Here is a 16,711-nt window from a genome sequence, read left to right on the forward strand (position 1 = left end):
GGCGCCGCTCCCAGCCCCTGGACATACTCCGGTCACCCGGTGTCCACCGGATGTCACGCGACGGGGAGGGCCGCCACCGCATGCGTGATGCGGGACGGGCGCACCGACGAGGGTCTTTCGTTTGCACGATCCAAACGAGAGGCTCCAGGTGCGCCCGCCCCGCATCGCGCGGGTTCAGCCGCCGCAGTGGAAGCGCGCGTCGCCCCAGTCCGCGTGGTCGTTGCCGTTGCCGTCGCCGCCGTCGCCGACGACCAGTTCGACGTACTTGGCGCCGGTGACGTCCGCCGTCAGCGACCAGGCGCTGTCGGCCGCCTTCAGCACGGGCGACTTCACCTTCTCGGTGCCGTCGGCCGTGACGGAGAACTGCACGCTGCCGGCGCTCTTCTGCACGTCGTCCACACCGACCTGGGCGGTGAACGAGGTGCACTTCCCGCCCAGGTAGTAGCGGACCTTCGCCGGTGCGTGGCTGCCGAGGCCCTTGGTGTAGACGGTGCCACCGATGGTCAGCGGGGAGCCGTCGCCGGTGCCGGTCTCACCGTTGGAGAGGTCCTTCTCCACCGGGCCCCAGCCGTTCTCGGAGGCCGTCCAGTCCAGGTCGCTGGCCCAGCTGTCGGTGGTGGGCGGCGGCGGCAGGGTCCGTACGGAGGTCTGCGCGCCGAGCGTGCGCTGTGCGCCGCCGACGGTGTACTTCGCCTCGGAACTCAGGCTGTACGCCTGGTACTTCGCGTCGACCGGCGGGGTGACCTGCCAGCTTCCGGTGACCTTGGCGCCCGCCGCGACGGAGTCGAAGGTGACGGCGCCCGCGGGCTCCGCCTGCCAGCCCTCGGGTACGGACAGGCTCAGGGCGACGCCGGTCGCCGCCGTCGCCTCGTAGTTGGTGAACGAGGCCTTGACGGTGTTGGCCGTGCCCGGCTCCAGGGTCTCGGCGGCCGGCTCGACGCCGAGGGTGCCGCAGGCGGCCTGTTCGGAGGCGGGGGCCTGGCCGAGGTCGGTCACGGTGAAGGAGTCGAGGACGAAGTCGGCGCCCTCGGGGGCGTCGTCGCGCTTGCGCAGTCCGGTCCAGGTGTCGCCGCAGCCCGCGGTGACGGTCTCGGCGAAGTGGCCGGTGGTGCGCTGCTGTCCGATGGCGGTGGTCCGGGTCTCGACCGAGTCGGGCTTCCCGTCGGCGGTGATCCGGTCGTAGCCGTCGACCCACTCGTAGGCGCCCGCGTGGCTGGACTGGTAGTCGTACTCGACCTTGTAGCGGTGCCCGTCCGTCATCGGCACGGTCCAGGGGGCGGTGCGGTAGACGAGTCCGGCGTTCTCCTCGTGGGACTTGAGGGACTCCTTGCCGCTGATCACGTCGTCGATCAGCTTTCCGTTCCAGCCTGCCTGGGTGTACGGGGCGTGCAGCTGGGAGATGACGGTGCGGGGGTCGGTGGAGCCGCCCGCGTCGCCCTTGAGGAAGGGGCCCCAGCCCTGGTCCACGGCCTCGAAGTCCTCGTAGGAGAGGGTGTTCTCCTTGGTCTTCGGGGCATTGGCGACGATGCGTACGTCATCGGCCCGCACGCTTGCGGCGCTGCCCTTGGCCGCCTCGATGCGCAGGGTGGTGCGGCCGTTCGCGGGGGCGGTGAAGTTCACCTTGGCCCGCTGGAAGTACGTATCGTGCCGCTCGGACGCGGCGACCTGGTCCTTGGCGGTGGAGCGGTCCACGGCGACGGACCTGCCGCCGACCGAGAGCGTGGTCTGCCGGGTCTTCCCGGGCTGGACCTCGATGAGCGCGGACGCGGTGTAGCGCTTGCCGGGGGCGAGGCCGTCGATGCGCTGCGAGAGTACCGCGGTGGCGCTGCCGGAGAGCTGGGCGCTGTTGAGGCCGTTGGCGTCGGTCTCCCGGGCGACGGTTCCGGTCTTCGACCAGGCAGTCAGCCCCTTGTCGTTGAAGCCCGGGTCGTCGACCGGGGTGCCCTCGCCCCACGTGGGGTCGGCGGCCTTCGGCGCCTGATGCGGGTACAGGACGTACGGCTGACCGGCCTTGGCGGTCAGCGTGATCTTCCCGCCGGACGGCTTGACCGTGCCGGCCTTGACCCGCCCGTTGTCGGTCAGCTCGTAGACGGTGTACGTGCCGTTCGACGGCACCGCCCAGCTGCTCGTGCCGCCGGACTTGCTGTAGTGGTAGAGCTTCTTCCCGCCGTCCCACGGCAGCAGGTAGTCGGTGCCGCTCAGGACCTTGCGGCCGTGGTCGTAGAAGGTCCGCCTGCCGTCCTCGACCGTGCCCCGGACACCGCCGGTGAGGCTGATGTCGTTGCCGTCCCAGCGGGTGATCTGCTGCTGCTGGAGGTACTTGGCGGGCAGGTTGCGCTGCCAGATGTTGTCGTAGAAGGCGTTCCAGTCGGTCTCGTTGGTCCAGCCCTCGAACTCCTCGATGGCACTCTGCCCGAGGACCGGGTCGTTGTTCCAGACGTCCTTCTCGCCGTTGCGGATGAACCGGATGATCTTCGAGTTGAGGCCCTTGTTGGTGGCGCCGCCGTAGTCGAGGTCATTGGCCCAGTGCGACCAGAGCGAGCCGCGCTCGAATTTGTCGGCCCATTCGGTGCCGACGTTCCAGCCCTGCTTCTGCACGGACTGCAAGGTCTTGTCCGCGATCCAGCCGTGCGTGTAGTAGACGTCGATGTAGAGCAGGCTGAGGTTGGGGTCCGTCTCGTCGCGCAACTGCTGGAAGCGCTTGGCCAGGTCACCGCTGTTGATGTCGCGGCGCTGGTCGATGTAGTAGCTCTGGCCGAGCCAGTTCCAGCCGGGCTTGGTCTTGTCGACGAGCTTCTCGTCGAAGGCCTTGGCATCCGGGTACGCCTCGGTGGCGTTGACGTGGACGCCGAAGGTGGCGCCCCACTTCTTGCCGTCCTTCAGGAGCTCGTTGAGGTCCTTCAGCCCGCCGGCGCGCTTGTTGTAGTTGCCGCCGTAGTCGGGGTGGGCGGAGTCGTGGCCCTCGGCGGCGTACCCCTTGAGGAGCGCCATCTGCCCGAGACCGTCGGTGGCGAGCGAGATCCGCTTGACGTCGTCCAGCGTGCGCAGGAAGGGGTGGGTGACCTGGCTGGCGAAGTTGAACGGGATGTGGGTGACGACCCGGTCCGGGGTGTCCTTGCTGCCGGGCGCCCGGACGCCGATGGAGCGGAACGCGACGGCGCCGTCCTGCCAGTCGACCGCCTTGTCACTGTTGGCGTCGGGGGTGACGACGACCTTCGCCCAGGGCAGGTTGTCCCCGCTCTCCGGCTTCGGCGCCCCGTCCCCGCGGTAGGTCCACTGGCCGGACCAGACGCCGACCCGGACGCTGCCGTCGTCGGCCTTGCGGGCCTGGTGCCAGAACCGGGCGTCGTCGCCACCGGTGGCGCCGGACGGCTTGTCGTACGAGGAGTTGGACTCCACGGCCGCGGCGAGCGAGCCCGTGTTGACGATCGCGTACGAGGCACCCACCGGCGCCTTGTCGGCGGCGGTGTCCGCGGTGACCTTCGAGAAGACGTCGGCGGTCTTCGTCGAGTCGTTGTCCAGCCGGGTGAAGGCGGTGGCCCCGCCGGTGTCCGTGGAGCCGACGGAGACCAGGTCGTGGCCGGGGATGTCGATGGTGCCGACGCGGAACGCCTCGGTGTCGCGGACGGCCGTCACCTTGAAGGTGGTGGCGCGTCCGGAGACAGAGAGCGAGGCGTCGATCTCGATGCCGGGCAGGTCGGTGAAGACCAGCGTGTAGCGGGCGGCCGAGGCGGTGACCACGGGGGCGCCCTTGAGCTTCACCGGGTGCGCGGTGCCGTTGAGGGTCACGGCGGTGACCGGCTGGGTGCTGCCGAACAGCTGACTGCCACTGGCCCTGTCGGTGTACGCCAGGACGCGTGGGAAGTCGTCGGCGACGGCGACCGAGAGCTGCGCGGATCCGATGACGGTGGCGCCCGCGGGCACGGCCGGCTCGACTGCGGCGGGTGAGGGAGCGGAGGCGGCGGTGGCGGGGAGCGCGGTCCCCACCAGCGCCAGGACGGCGGCTGAGGCGGCGGCGACAGCGCCCGCCGAAGTGAATCTTCGCGACATGTGCTCTGAGTAGTCCCCGTGACTGGACAGCGTCAACGACGTGCGGCCCCTGGGAGCCCTCCAGTCCAACAACCGCTTTGCGTAAGTCCAAGTGGACGGTATGTGTCCTGCCGGGGACGCGAGTTCAGGTACGGTGCTCGTCGGCGCCGCCCGGCCCCTCGGGTTCCGCCGCTTCGGTGTTCTTGCCTTCCGCCCAGGTCAGGGTGGCCACCAGGGACCGGAACGCGGTGCGGTAGACGCGCGGCCCGGTGCCTGTGTGGTGCTGGAAGTGGTGGCGCAGGTTGGCGGGTGTGCCGAAGCCGGTGCGCGCGGCGATGCGCTCCACCGGCTCGTCCCCGCGCTCCAGCAGCCGCTGCGCCGCCTGGACGCGGGCGCGCAGCAGGTACTGGAGCGGGGAGAGCCCGGTCTCCGCCTGGAAGCGCCGGTTCAGGCCGCGGACGGTGAGCCCCGCGTGGTCGGCGATGTCGTTCAGCGTCAGCGGGTGGTCGAGGTGGGCCTCCATCCACCGGATCGTGGGCCCGAGGGAGTGCGGGCCGGCCCGGAGGCGGGACGCGGCGGGCGGGGCCTCCTCGGCATCGGCGCCGGCGGGTGCGTGGAGCTGCATGAAGACCTGCCGCTCCGTCTCGATGGCGACCGGCACGCCGTGGTCCAGGGTGATCAGGTGCAGGCAGAGATCGAGGCCGCCCAGCACTCCGGCCGCGCTGTGGAAGGGGTCCGCGTCCACGACGGCCCCCTCCGGGTCGACGTCGATCAGGGGATGGCGCCGCGCCAGCTCCGCCGCGTACTGTCGCCCGGTGGCCGCCCGGCGCCCGTCGAGGAGCCCGGTGGCGGCGAGGGCGAACGTCCCGGTGCCGAACGCGCCGATGCGGGCTCCCCGGTCCGCGGCGGCCCGCAGGGCGTCGGCGACCCCGGGTTCCGGCTCGTCGCGGAAACCGGCGTGGCCGGGCAGCAGTACGGTGTCGGCGTCCGCCAGCCCTTCCAGCCCCCAGGGCGTGTCGATGACGAAGGGCGCCGGGGAGCCGGTCCCGCGAAAGCCCGGGGCGGTGCAGTACCGCAGCTCGTACGCGACATGCGGGTGCTGCCGGGCGGCGGTGCCGAAGCACATTCCGGGCCCGGTGAGTTCATGGCCCGGCACCCCGTCGAGTGCGAGGACGGCGATCACTGGCATGTCCAGAATTTAGCCGAGGGTGACATCAGGGCCGCTTTTTCCGGACGGGCCCGGTACGCAGGATGGGTGTTGCGCGGCACCGGAAGCGAGACGACGCCCGGCAGCCGGTTCGCACGTCCACCACGCGCATGACGCGCATCGGAACGAAGGAATCACCCGTGTTCACACGCAGTTCGACGTCCGCCGCCCCGTCCCGGTCCCGTAAGTCCCGCTCGCGCCGTGCGGGACGGTTCGCCGCCGTCGCCCTGGCCGCGACGGCCTGCGTCACGGCCATGTCCGGCAGCGCCAACGCCATCGTCAACGGGCAGGAGGCCACGCAGCGTTACCCGTTCATGGCCACGCTCCCGCAGTGGGCGGGCGAGGTGCACGCCCAGTGCGGCGCATCGCTGATCAACTCGCGTTGGCTGGTGACGGCGGCCCACTGCGTCAACCCGAAGACATTGGACGGCATCGTCCGCATCGGTTCCGACGACCGCGAGTCCGGCGGCACCGTGCGCCACATCAAGCGGACCGTCACCCACCCCGCCTACGACGTCGAGTCCAACCCCAGCAGGAACGACATCGCGCTCGTCGAGCTGGACCGCCCGGTCTCGGAGAAGCCCATCCGCATCGCCAAGTCGGTGGGCCGACCCGGCACCCCGACGCGCCTGCTCGGCTTCGGCACCGTCCTCGACACGGACGACCTCTCCAAGGCGGTGTTCCCGGACAAGCTCAAGCAGTTGGACACCCGCATCGGCGCCGTGAACGAGTGCTCGCCCGGCCGCGCCGACAAGACCCGGATCTGCACGATCAGCAAGACGCCCGGCGCCATGGCCTGCTTCGGCGACTCCGGCGGCCCGCAGATCCAGCACGGCCGGGACGGACGCTGGGAGCTGGTCGGCGCCACGTCGGGCGACGGCGACACCGACCCGACCTGCGGCACCGGCCCCGGGATGTACACCAACGTTGCCGCGTACGCCAAGTGGATCGACAGGACCATCCACGCGCACCGCTGACACGACACGCACCCGGGCGGACAGTCCGTCGGCCCGCCCGCCCGGGTGCGCCCCGATCACCGCAGCCGCCCGTCCCCTTTGCCCTCGGATAGATTCTGAACATGTCCGTAATCGCCGTTCTTGTGCCCGACAGGCTCCCCGGACACCAGCTGACCACCCCCGGGCTGGTCTTCGGGACAGCGACGACCGGCCACCCCGGCGCCGACTACGAGGTACGCCTCTGCGCCGCCCCCAACCTCACCACCACGGGCGCACCCGCCCCGCTCCGGATCTCCGTCCCGTGGGGGCTCGACGGCCTCGCCGACGCGGACATCGTCCTGATCCCCGGCCAGGACGGCGACGGCCCCCGCGACGAGCCCACGCCCGAGGTGCTCGCGGCGCTCCGGGCCGCAGCCGCGCGCGGCTGCCGCATCGGCGCGATCGGCACGGGGGTCTTCGCCCTCGCGGCCACCGGCCTCCTCGACGCCCGCCGCGCCACGACCGGCTGGCGCCACACCGAGGAGCTGGCCCGCCGCCACCCCCGTATCGAGGTCGACCCGGTCGGCACGGTCGTGACCGACGGCCGGTTCCTCACCTCGGCCGGGATCTTCGGCAGCATGGATGTCTGCCTGCGCCTGCTGGCCCAGGACCACGGCGAGCGGGTGGCCGGTGAGACGTCCCGGGAACTCCTCACCCCGCTCCTGCCCCACGGCGACCGCGTCCAGGAGACCATCGACCGCGAACTCACGGAGAGCGCGGGCATCGAACCGACGCTGCGCTGGCTGGAGGCCCGCCTGCACCTCCCGCTGACCCCGGCGGACCTCGCCGCGCACGCGGGGATCAGCGTCAGCAGCCTCAACCGCCGCTTCCACGCACAGACCGGCACCACCCCGCCCCAGTACCTGCTGCGCCGGAGGCTGGAGCGGGCCCGCGAACTGCTGGAGGACACCGACGAGGGGGTGGAGCGGGTGGCGGCCCGGTGCGGCTTCGCCTCCCCGGCCGGCCTGCGCCACCACTTCTCCCGGCTGACGGGCACCACACCGCGTGCCTACCGCAAGAGCCACCGAGCGGCGCACCCGGCGGCCGATGCGTGACGGCCCCCGCTCACCAGCGCAGGGCCGTGAAGTCGATCGGCCGGGGCCGCAGCAGCGCCGTGCGTTCCGCCAGCGCGTGCAGCCGCCGGGACATCTCGTCGGCGTCCCGGCGCTGCCGGTCGCCGTGGCCGGGCAGCACCCACTCGAACCGCAGCTGCCCCGCCGTCCGCGCCAGGGAGGCGGCCAACTCCTCGATGGAGTACCAGGTCACGCTCTCCGCGACTTCGAGATCATCGGTCGTACGCGACCAGTAGAAGCTGTCGCCGCTGAAGCAGTACCGGCCGTCCGCGAGATAGAGCACGCTGCCCCGCGTGTGGCCGGGCAGCGGATGGGCGGTGACGCCCTCGCCGATCTCCACCGGGTCGAGCCCCCGGATCACCCGGTCCGCGTCCGGTGCCGCGTCGAGGTCCCCTTCGTGGATCCACAGCCGGGCGCCGAAGTGGTCGGCGTATCGGCGCCCGTGCGCGACGTGATCGCGATGGGTGAGCAGCACATCGGTGACGGGCCCGGTCGTCGCCACGTACCGCTCGGCCAGTCGGGGGCTCCAGCGCGGGGTGTCGATCATCATGACCGTGCCGGACGGGCGCCGCAGGAGGTAGGAGTTGGCGCCGGCGGTGTGCCGGGAGTTGTGCCCGCAGACCAGTACGCCGTCGTCCAGCGCCATCGGGAACGGGTCGAGCGAGGGGTCCGGCTGTCCGGACGCGGGCCGGATCGAGCGGGTGTGGCAGGCGAAGACGGCGGCGTGTAAGCGCCGGTTCTCCGCCTCGTCGCTCGGCTGCCGCAGGATCCGCGACGTTCCTTCCTCCTCTCCGATCAGCTCGGGTGCGAACTGTCGGGCCACGTCGCAGTTGGTGCATCGGTCGTCCACGTACCAGTCGTCCACGGCAGGGTTCCTTCCACGTCCACGGAAACGACCCTCGTTCGGGGCCGCCGTTCCAGGGATAGCCCACGCGCTGCCGGAACCGGTAGACCCTGCCGATCTTGTATCTCGGCCCCCGGGGCTATCTCGTCCACGTGCCGCGCCCCACCCCCGCCGACACCTCGAACTCGCACCACACCACCTTGCCCGGGTTCCGCTCCCCCACCCCCCACTTGTCGGCGAGCGCCGCCACCAGCCGCAGCCCACGGCCCCCTTCCTCATCGGAGGCCGCCCACGAATCGGCGACACGGACCTCCCCGTCACCGCTGTCGTGGACCTCGATGCGCAGGGTGCGGTCGGCCGGCTCCAGGTAGAGGTGGAGCCGGAAGCCACGACCGGACGGAACGCCGTGCAGCACGGCGTTGGTGACGAGCTCGCTCACGCAGAGCAACACGTCGTCGGCGCGGGCCTCGCACGCCCAGTCGACGAGAGCCTCGCGCGCGAACTGTCGTGCGAGCGGGACGGACCGGCGTTCCCTGCGGTGGAACACCTCGCGGAAGTGGGGGAGTTGAGTTGTCTCGTTCACGCGTCCAACGTCACACAAAGTCACTACGGTTGAGCAGCGCGTCGGGTCGTACAACGGCGATGTACGACTCCTGACGGGTCATCCGGGGTTCGTGACGGGGAGAGGCAGTTCATGCAACCGGCAAAGAAGAAGAGCAAGCGGATCACGTCCTGGCACCTGATCGGCGCCCAGTTGGCGACGTTCCGCAAGGCGGCCCGAATGACACAGGCGGCCCTGGCCGAGCGGTGCTCCGTGGGCGAGGACACGATCGCGTCGATCGAGCAGGGCCGTAGAGCGCTGCAGTGGGACTTCGCGGTCCTGCTGGATGAACTGCTGGACACGAAGGGGGCGTTGCAAGTTGCGGTGGAGAAGGTACCGAAGAAGGAGCGGTTCCCGGCGTTCGTCCAGGACTTCATCGACTACGAGCAGGAGGCACTGACCCTGCTCTCGTACGAGAACCAGGTGGTGCCGGGACTGCTCCAGACCGAGGAGTACGCCCGGTTCATCTTCTCCTGCCTGTACCCGCCCCTGGAGGAGGACGAGCAGGAGGAGTGGGTAGCAGGCCGAATCGATCGGCAGAAGCTCCTCAACCGCAAACCCCGCCCCATGCTCCACTTCCTGCTGGAGGAGAGCGTTCTGCGCAGCAAGATCGGCGATCCCGCCATGATGCGGGAGCAGATCCGCCACCTGCTCCGGTGCATGGAACTCCCGTTCCTGGGACTCCAGATCGTGCCGATGGAACTCCCGAAGCATGCCGGGCTGGCGGGGCCGATGGTGCTACTGGAGACCCCCGACCACGACCACCTCGTCTACGTGGAGGGGCAGCTGACGAGCTACCTCCACGAGGACCCAGATGACGTCAGTGTGCTCCAGCAGAAATGTGGGATGCTGCGTTCGCAGGCGCTTTCCGTCGAGAAGAGCGCGCGCCTACTGGACGAACTGCTTGGAGAGACATGACCCGCGCAGCACACCCGGCCCCCCGTACCGCCGCCCTCGCCTGGTTCAAGTCCAGCTACAGCAGCGACCAGGGCGGCAACTGCGTCGAAGTCGCCTACGACTGGCGGAAGTCGAGCTACAGCGGCAGCCAGGGCGGTGACTGCGTCGAGGTCGCCACCCACCCTGCCGCCGTCCACATCCGCGACTCCAAGGTCACCGACGGCCCCGTCCTCACCGTTCCTCCCGCCGCCTGGACCGCGTTCCTGGACGCCACGGTCTGACGGTACTGCGGCCCGGCGCACCGGGCCGCAACCCCTCTTTCGATGTATCGAGTTGTGAAGACTTCCCATTTTTGAGAGCGCTCTCAGCCACAAGTCTTGACTCCCCCCTGCGACCGTCACGAGAGTGGTTCGCACCACGGACGCCCCGTCGACTTCACTCCCCGCACGATCACCCCGTCCGTGGCCCCCCACACACCTCGGGAGTCCTCTCGTGATTTCGCGCAGACTGTTCCTGACGGGCGGCGCCGCCGCCACCGCGACCGCCCTCACCTACCCGGCCTGGGGCAGCGCCCTCAGCCCGAGCGCCTCCGCCGCCCCCGCAACCTGCGAACTCGCCCTGGAGAACCGCTCGTTGCCCGGCCGGGTCAACGCCTATGTCACCGGCCACGAACAGGGCACCGACCGCTGGGTGCTGCTGCGGGCCGACGGCAGCGTCTACCACCCCGACTCCCCCGCCGCACCACAGACCCCACTACCGGTCGACTGCGCCATCCCCCTGAACCCGGCGGGCGGGGCTCCGGTGGTCCTGACGCTGCCCCAGATGTACGGCGCCCGCGTCTACTTCGTACGCGATGACACGCTCACGTTCTATCTCAACCCGGGCCCCGCCCTGGTCGAGCCGGCGTTCGCGACGTCCACCGACGCCAACTACGGCCGCACCTGGTCCTTCTGCGAGTTCACCTTCAATCCGCAACAGCTGTACGCGAACATCAGCTACGTCGACCTGGTCACCGCGCTACCGATCGGCCTGACCCTGACCGGCGACGCGACGCACACCGTTGCGCCGCTCCCGGACGGCGCGGTGCAGCGCATCGCGGACGGCCTCACCGCCCAGGCCGCCGCCGACGGCCAGCCGTGGGACAAGCTGGTGATCCGCGGCGCGGACGGCAACGTACTGCGGGTGATCTCACCGCAGAACCTGATGGCACCGTTCTTCGACCGCCCGGACGAGATGCCGTTCCGGGACGTGTTCACTTCCTACATCGACCGGGTCTGGGAGAAGTACCGCTCCACCGACCTGCGCATCGACCTCCAGGGCGGCCGGGGAGTACGCACCGGCCGGGTGAACGGCGACCTCCTGACCTTCGAGGGGGGCCACACCTTCACCAAGCCCGTCTCCAAGGACGTCTTCACCTGCAACCACGGCCCGTTCGCCAACAACCCGGGCGACCCGGACGACAAGAAGGCCCTCCTGGCCCGCCTGGCCTCCGGCTTCAACCGCTCCCTGATGCTCACCCACCCCGACCAGCCGAACGGCACCTCGACCGCCGACTACTACCGGGACCCGGCCACCAACCACTGGTCCCGCGTCGTCCACGCCAACACCCCGATCGGCTACGCCTTCCCCTACGACGACGTCCGCCCCGACGGCGAACCCGACGTCTCAGGCGCCGCCAACGACGGCAACCCCCGCCGCTTCACGGTGACCGTGGGGGCCTGAGCCGACGGGTCCGGCCCGCACCGAGGCGCGCCGGTGCGGGCCCTCTCGCCGCAACGCGTTGATCAACTTGCCGAACTGTCGCGGGCTCAGCCCAGTGGCGCATCAGGCACGTTCGCCCCGTTGCCTGATCGAACTCTGTTGCCGGTCCGGGCAGCGAGTTCTTTGGTCATGAAGACGCGGCTGGTGCCCGGCGGATCGCAGGGGACCTCTCCCAGGCGTTTCCACCCTTGTTTCCGATAGAAGTCGGGTGCCTGGAAAGTGATTGTGTAGAGCACGGCCGCGCGGCAGCCGCGGGCACGGGCCTCGTCCTCGGCCTGCCGAAGGATCTCCCCGCCCAGCCCGCTGCCGCGCAGCTCGGACGGCAGGAAGAAGAGGTCGACGAAGAACAGACCGAGCGAGGTGCGCCCAGTCAGTCCGCCGATCACCTGGTGCGTCTCGGGATCACGAACCAGAACGGCGAGCGGTCTGCGGTCGTCGACTCCCGTCTTCTCGATGTTGAACCGGTCCAACGCGTCGGAGATCACCGCGATGTCCGCGGGCATCGGGGCGTCGGTGACCATGAGGTCCATCCGGGGTTCGGGAGGCGGTGACGCGGTGACGGTCGTGTCGGACGCGGGCATGGTTCCTCCAGTGCGTGAGCGGAGGCGGCGCGGCCTCTGGCGCGGATGCGGGTGCGGGGGCGTGTCGGCGTGCCCTGCGCACCAGCGACGCTAGGGCGTGGACGCTTCGACGGACGCCGAAGTGAGGTCGGCGACAATCGAGGACATGGACATTCAGCGCACAGGTCAGGACGTGGGCGTGGATCTGGCGGCCGTGGCCAGGCTGCTGGCCGACGGGACCAGGGCCGCCTTCTGCCTGGCGCTGCTGGACGGCCGGGCGTGGACGGCGACCGAGCTCGCACGTCATGCCGGGGTCGCACCCTCGACCGCGACATCGCATCTGAACCTGCTCGTCAGCGGCGGACTCCTCGTCGAGGAGCGGCGCGGGCGCCACCGTTACCTGCGGGTGGCCGACCGCAGGGTGATCGAGCTGATCGAGAGCCTCGCCGCACTGGCCCCGCAGCAGACCGCCCGACCGCGTTCGCTGTCGGCGTCCGGCCGTCAGCAGGCGCTCGCCCGTGCGCGACTGTGTTACGACCACCTGGCCGGAGCCGTCGCACTGGCGATCACCGACGCGATGGTCGAACGCGGCCTGCTGGAATGGGGGCCCGAGCCAGGGCTGACCGATAGGGGCGCGGCCTGGCTGGCCGAGGTCGGTATCACGGTGCCGAGCGGGTCGCGCCGCCCGCCGGTGCGCGCGTGCCTGGACTGGACCGAGCGCCGCCCCCACCTGGCCGGCGCGGTGGGTGCCGCCCTGTGCGCCCACGCCCTCACCACCGGATGGATCACGCGGATCGGCACGACCCGCGCCCTAGCCGTGACCCCCACCGGCCGCCGAGCATGGCACGACCACCTCGGTCTGCCGGGAGCCCAGGTGCCAGGTTGTTCGGAGTTCTCGTCCTGGGACTGACGGAGGCCGATCGGTTCACCGCGAGGGAATGCCTGACAGAGGCGGCGTTCCAGTGAGGTCAAGTCCACGAGCTCCATCCGCGGACATTGCTCCGCAGGGGCGATGCCCCAGAGATCTGCTGCGAAAGCAGATCTTGGTTTTTGGTGAACGCGCCGTGAGGCGTGGCGATCTGACGGACAGCCAGTCAATCCCGGCGGCCAGATCGCCACGCTCCGCAATCAGGGCGCTCGGGTTTCTCAGGAAGGCTCGATCTTCGTAATGCATCGATCTATGTGATGCATCGTCAGGAATGCGGCAAGCGTACGAACTGCGCCTGTGCCCAAAGGAGGCGGCGCGCCTAGGGTCGATCGGGTTGCCGCGAGCGACTGCAACCCGCGACGTCTCACGGCGAGTTCGGGGGTCTGGGCCCTGGCCGGCCGGTCAGCCCGAGGTGGGCGGGGTTCGGCCGTCCACCTCGTACTGGCCCACTTCGATGAAGCAGCGAAGCTCTTCCGGGGTGCCGTCCACGGCCTTCTGGGCCGCCGCGCGCAGGGCGTCGCTGATGTTCGGGTCGGCCAGGATCCTGAAGACGGCTACGCGGTCGTCCTCGGCCTGGGCGAGGCGGAGGCCCGTCTTCAGGAAGTTGCGCAGGTCGTCGACCATACCGTCGAGGGCCTTCTGGGCCTCCCGGTAGACGCCCTTGCCGATGTTCGGGTCGGCCAGGATCTTGAGGACGGCGATGCGGAGTTCCTCCTCCGACATCGAGTCGTAGGGGGACTCGTCGTCCTGTGTGGCCGACGCGGTGGCGGGCGAGGAACCCTCTGCGGCGGCGAAGGACGGGGTGGAGAGCAGCAGGGCCGGGGCCAGGGCGCCTGTGGCCACGGCCAGCGCCGCACGGGTGAGTCTCATGTGGGTACCTGCCTCGGGTGGAGAAATGGCCGGTACGCCGTGCACCGGCAGCCGCGCGGTCTCCGGCGGCGAGGCATCTTCCCAAGGAGCGGCATCCGGCTCATTTCCTGGACCGAGCAGTGTTCGCCGCCGGCTCGTTGCCGACGTGATCACGCACCCGTGCGGGTGCCCCGTCCAGCGAAGGGGGCACCCGCACGAACTGACGCTCGCTGCGCGGAAGTCAGCAGCCGCCGCAGTTGTAGAACGTCACATCCCAGTGGTTGCCCTCGTCGGCGTAGATGTTGCCGGAACCCGCCTTGTACTGGGGGGCGCCGTCACCCCGCACACCGATGTAGGTGAAGACGTTGTGGACGTAGTTGGTGAGGCAGGTCGACTTGGCGAAGTCGAGCTTGTAGCCGTTCCAGTGGGAGTACGTGCCACTGGCGTGCCCGGTCTCGGTGCCGCCGGTGATGTTCAGCGCGCAGCCCGTGGCGCTCTTGAGGGTCTGGGCGCCCTGGGCGGTGGCCAGGTTGAGCTGGTCGAACGAGGTGCAGGTGGCGACGTTGCGGTCGGAGCAGCCGCCGGAGGACGACCAGGTGACCCCGGAGGAGTTGAACCGGGCGGCGGCGTCGGCGTGGGTGAGCTTGGTGTCGGCGTGGGCCTGGGTGGCACCACCGCCGAGGACACCGACGCCCGGGGCGAAGAGAACGCCCAGGACAAGGGCGAATGCGGTCAGGACGGGGCGCAGTCTCATATGGGACAGCATGGGGGGACTCCTCCTGCTCATGACAAGTAAGGGTAGGGAGATACTGCCCGAGTTCTACGCGCGTCCGCCAGAGGGTGGCGGCAATGACAGGCGGCAATTGGGCTGCCGTTCGGCCGCCGTTCGCAACATCTCGCAGTTTCGTTCGCGACATCCCGCGGTGTCGTTCGCGACATCCCGCAACCTCGCTCACGGCATCCCGCAGCCTCGTTCGCAACACGCATCACCCTTGATGTTGAACATTGAACTAGATCGCGCTACAGTCAATCTCGTTGAAGGTTAAACAAACGCTTCGACCACCGCTCGACCCCGCGCTCGATCACGTCCCCCGAGGAGGAGCCATGGCTCTGTTCAATCGCAAGAACAACAACGCCCCGTCCGCCACCGCCACCATCGCCCCCGCCGTGGACCCGGCCCTCGCCGCCCTCACCGGTGACTACGCGATCGACCCGGCCCACAGCAGCATCGGCTTCACCGTGCGCCACGCCATGGTCACCAATGTGCGCGGCGCCTTCGGCGAGCACGAGGGCAGCCTGAAGCTGGACGGCTCCGACCCGGCGAACTCCACCGCTTCGATCGACGTCAAGATCGCCAGCGTCGACACCGGCATCTCCGACCGCGACGGCCACCTGGTCAGCGGCGACTTCTTCGACGCCGAGACGTTCCCGCTCATGACGTTCCGTTCCACGCAGGCCGAGCAGCTCGGCGGGGACAAGTACCGCGTCACCGGTGACCTGACCATCAAGGACGTCACGCGTCCGCTCGCCATCGACCTGGAGTTCAACGGCTCCGCCACCGACGTCTACGGCAACGAGCGGGTCGGCTTCGAGGGCAGCGCGGACATCCTGCGCTCCGACTGGGGCCTGACCTGGAACGCGGCGCTGGAGACCGGCGGCGTGATGGTCAGCGACAAGGTCAAGCTCAACTTCGACATCTCCGCGATCAAGTCCGCCGCGACGCAGGCCTGACGCCCCCGACACCCCGTCGCCCGACACCTCACGGCTGAACCCGAGCGCGCCCGTCCTCCCCTCCCCCGCCGGGGAGGGAGGCGGGCGCTCGGCGTGCCCCGGTCAGGTCCGGCGGGCGGCGACCGCGCGGCTCACGTCATCGGCGATCAGGTCCGCGTTGATCGCCGCGGCGGCCTGCACCCCGGCGGCAGCGGCAGCGATGACCTTCCCCTTCGGGTCGGCGACATTGCCGGCCACCCAGACGCCGGGCACCTCCGTCGCCCCGACCGGGTCGGCGGCGACGTACGTCCCGATCACCTGATCCACCGCCTTCATCTCGGCCGCGACCAGGCCCAGATCCGCGAGGAAGTCCGCGCGGGCGGTGAAGCGGGGCTGCACCACGACGGCCTCGCACAGGACCACCCGGCCGCCCGCCAGCCGTGCCCCGGTGAGCCGGTCGTCCGTCACGTCGAGGGCGACCACCTCGCCGTCGACCACGGCGATGCCACGGGCTGCCAGCTGCTCGTACTCCTCGTCGGTGGGCTCGGGCCCGGTGTGGCGGAAGAGGGTGACGTCCTCGCTCCACTGGCGCCACATCAGCGCCTGGTGCACGGCCAGCGGCCCGGTGGACAGGACGCCGACCGGGCGGGAGGCGACCTCCCAGCCGTGGCAGTACGGGCAGTGCAGGACCTCGCGCCCCCACCGTTCGGCCACGCCCGGCACCTCGGGCAGTTCGTCGACGAGGCCGGTGGTCACCAGGAGCCGGCGCGCCACGACCGCGGTCCCGCTCTTCCGTACGACGCGGAATCCCTCGCTGTCGGGCAGCCGCTCGGCGGCCACCACGGCGTCCTGGACGACCTCGCCCCCGTAACGGGTCACCTCGTCCCGGCCGGTGGCCAGCAGCTCCGAGGGCTGGACGCCGTCGTGTCCCAGGTAGCCGTGCATGTGCGAGGCCGGGGCGTTGCGCGGGTGTCCCGCGTCGATCACCAGGACCGAACGACGCGCCCTGGCCAGGGTCACGGCCCCGCTCAGTCCGGCGGCTCCACCGCCGATCACCACCACGTCGTGGCGCCGGTCCGCGCCGCCGCCCCCGGTTGCCTCGTTGCCGCCGTTCACGCTGTCGCCTCCGGTCATGTCGCTCATGAGGAGCACCTCCCTTTCACCGAAGCGTCCGCGAGTCAGCGCCATTTCGGCAAGCCTCGTTGCCGTAACGGCAAATAGCGGAGATACGGGCTCCGCCCGGGAGCCCTGGCCCTG

The 16,711-nt window shown here is 70.3% G+C and carries 15 protein-coding genes; 7 read left to right on the top strand and 8 right to left on the bottom strand.

Annotated elements, in window-relative coordinates:
• Nucleotides 1-174: 174 nt before the first annotated feature.
• A complete protein-coding gene (locus tag ACFVX4_RS26800) occupies nt 175-4,050 on the bottom strand; it encodes an endo-alpha-N-acetylgalactosaminidase family protein (RefSeq protein ID WP_389981566.1) in 3,876 nt (1,291 codons plus the stop codon).
• A gap of 124 nt (nt 4,051-4,174) precedes the next feature.
• A complete protein-coding gene (locus ACFVX4_RS26805) occupies nt 4,175-5,218 on the bottom strand; it encodes a GlxA family transcriptional regulator (protein WP_389981568.1) in 1,044 nt (347 codons plus the stop codon).
• Nucleotides 5,219-5,376: 158 nt separating this feature from the next.
• Between ACFVX4_RS26805 and ACFVX4_RS26810 the strand changes: the two genes are divergently transcribed.
• Both ACFVX4_RS26810 and ACFVX4_RS26815 read left to right on the top strand, forming a co-directional pair.
• Nucleotides 5,377-6,213: a S1 family peptidase gene (locus ACFVX4_RS26810; RefSeq protein WP_389981570.1), complete on the top strand. Its 837-nt coding sequence runs from the start codon at nt 5,377-5,379 to the stop codon at nt 6,211-6,213.
• Nucleotides 6,214-6,314: 101 nt separating this feature from the next.
• Nucleotides 6,315-7,286, top strand: a complete 972-nt coding sequence (locus tag ACFVX4_RS26815) for a GlxA family transcriptional regulator (RefSeq protein WP_389981572.1) — start codon at nt 6,315-6,317, stop codon at nt 7,284-7,286.
• 10 nt (nt 7,287-7,296) lie between these two features.
• Here ACFVX4_RS26815 and ACFVX4_RS26820 read toward each other — a convergent pair whose 3' ends face one another.
• Together ACFVX4_RS26820 and ACFVX4_RS26825 are read right to left on the bottom strand one after the other, a co-directional pair.
• Complete coding sequence (locus tag ACFVX4_RS26820) at nt 7,297-8,169, bottom strand: MBL fold metallo-hydrolase (protein ID WP_389981574.1); 873 nt, start codon at nt 8,167-8,169, stop codon at nt 7,297-7,299.
• Between the two features lie 118 nt (nt 8,170-8,287).
• Nucleotides 8,288-8,731 (bottom strand): ATP-binding protein, encoded by a 444-nt coding sequence (locus ACFVX4_RS26825; RefSeq protein WP_389981576.1) that lies wholly within the window; start codon nt 8,729-8,731, stop codon nt 8,288-8,290.
• A gap of 111 nt (nt 8,732-8,842) precedes the next feature.
• Here ACFVX4_RS26825 and ACFVX4_RS26830 point away from each other — a divergent pair, with 111 nt between their 5' ends.
• The 3 genes from ACFVX4_RS26830 (at nt 8,843) to ACFVX4_RS26840 (ending at nt 11,368) form a co-directional block, all read left to right on the top strand.
• On the top strand, nt 8,843-9,667 hold the full coding sequence (locus ACFVX4_RS26830) for a helix-turn-helix domain-containing protein (protein ID WP_389981578.1): 825 nt from the start codon (nt 8,843-8,845) through the stop codon (nt 9,665-9,667).
• A complete protein-coding gene (locus tag ACFVX4_RS26835; protein ID WP_389981580.1) occupies nt 9,664-9,927 on the top strand; it encodes a DUF397 domain-containing protein in 264 nt (87 codons plus the stop codon). The genes ACFVX4_RS26830 and ACFVX4_RS26835 overlap by 4 nt, the downstream gene beginning before the upstream one ends.
• Before the next feature lie 211 nt (nt 9,928-10,138).
• Nucleotides 10,139-11,368: a glycoside hydrolase family 64 protein gene (locus ACFVX4_RS26840; protein ID WP_389981582.1), complete on the top strand. Its 1,230-nt coding sequence runs from the start codon at nt 10,139-10,141 to the stop codon at nt 11,366-11,368.
• An 86-nt stretch (nt 11,369-11,454) separates the two neighbouring features.
• Here ACFVX4_RS26840 and ACFVX4_RS26845 read toward each other — a convergent pair whose 3' ends face one another.
• Nucleotides 11,455-11,988 carry a GNAT family N-acetyltransferase gene (locus ACFVX4_RS26845; protein ID WP_389981584.1) on the bottom strand — a complete coding sequence of 178 codons (534 nt, stop codon included), beginning with the start codon at nt 11,986-11,988 and terminating at the stop codon, nt 11,455-11,457.
• A gap of 145 nt (nt 11,989-12,133) precedes the next feature.
• On the opposite strand from ACFVX4_RS26845, the gene ACFVX4_RS26850 reads away from it, so the two are divergent.
• Nucleotides 12,134-12,877 carry an ArsR/SmtB family transcription factor gene (locus ACFVX4_RS26850; protein ID WP_389981586.1) on the top strand — a complete coding sequence of 248 codons (744 nt, stop codon included), beginning with the start codon at nt 12,134-12,136 and terminating at the stop codon, nt 12,875-12,877.
• Nucleotides 12,878-13,297: 420 nt separating this feature from the next.
• Here ACFVX4_RS26850 and ACFVX4_RS26855 read toward each other — a convergent pair whose 3' ends face one another.
• Together ACFVX4_RS26855 and ACFVX4_RS26860 are read right to left on the bottom strand one after the other, a co-directional pair.
• Complete coding sequence (locus ACFVX4_RS26855) at nt 13,298-13,765, bottom strand: ALF repeat-containing protein (RefSeq protein WP_389981588.1); 468 nt, start codon at nt 13,763-13,765, stop codon at nt 13,298-13,300.
• Nucleotides 13,766-13,985: 220 nt separating this feature from the next.
• Complete coding sequence (locus ACFVX4_RS26860; protein WP_389981590.1) at nt 13,986-14,510, bottom strand: hypothetical protein; 525 nt, start codon at nt 14,508-14,510, stop codon at nt 13,986-13,988.
• A 338-nt stretch (nt 14,511-14,848) separates the two neighbouring features.
• On the opposite strand from ACFVX4_RS26860, the gene ACFVX4_RS26865 reads away from it, so the two are divergent.
• Entirely contained in the window at nt 14,849-15,475 is a 627-nt protein-coding gene (locus tag ACFVX4_RS26865; RefSeq protein ID WP_389981592.1) for a YceI family protein, read from the top strand.
• 102 nt (nt 15,476-15,577) lie between these two features.
• On the opposite strand, the gene ACFVX4_RS26870 is transcribed toward ACFVX4_RS26865, so the two are convergent.
• Nucleotides 15,578-16,588 carry an NAD(P)/FAD-dependent oxidoreductase gene (locus tag ACFVX4_RS26870; protein WP_389981655.1) on the bottom strand — a complete coding sequence of 337 codons (1,011 nt, stop codon included), beginning with the start codon at nt 16,586-16,588 and terminating at the stop codon, nt 15,578-15,580.
• Between the last annotated feature and the right edge of the window lie 123 nt (nt 16,589-16,711).

It is taken from the genome of Streptomyces sp. NPDC058240, assembly GCF_042882135.1.
GTDB lineage: Bacteria > Actinomycetota > Actinomycetes > Streptomycetales > Streptomycetaceae > Streptomyces.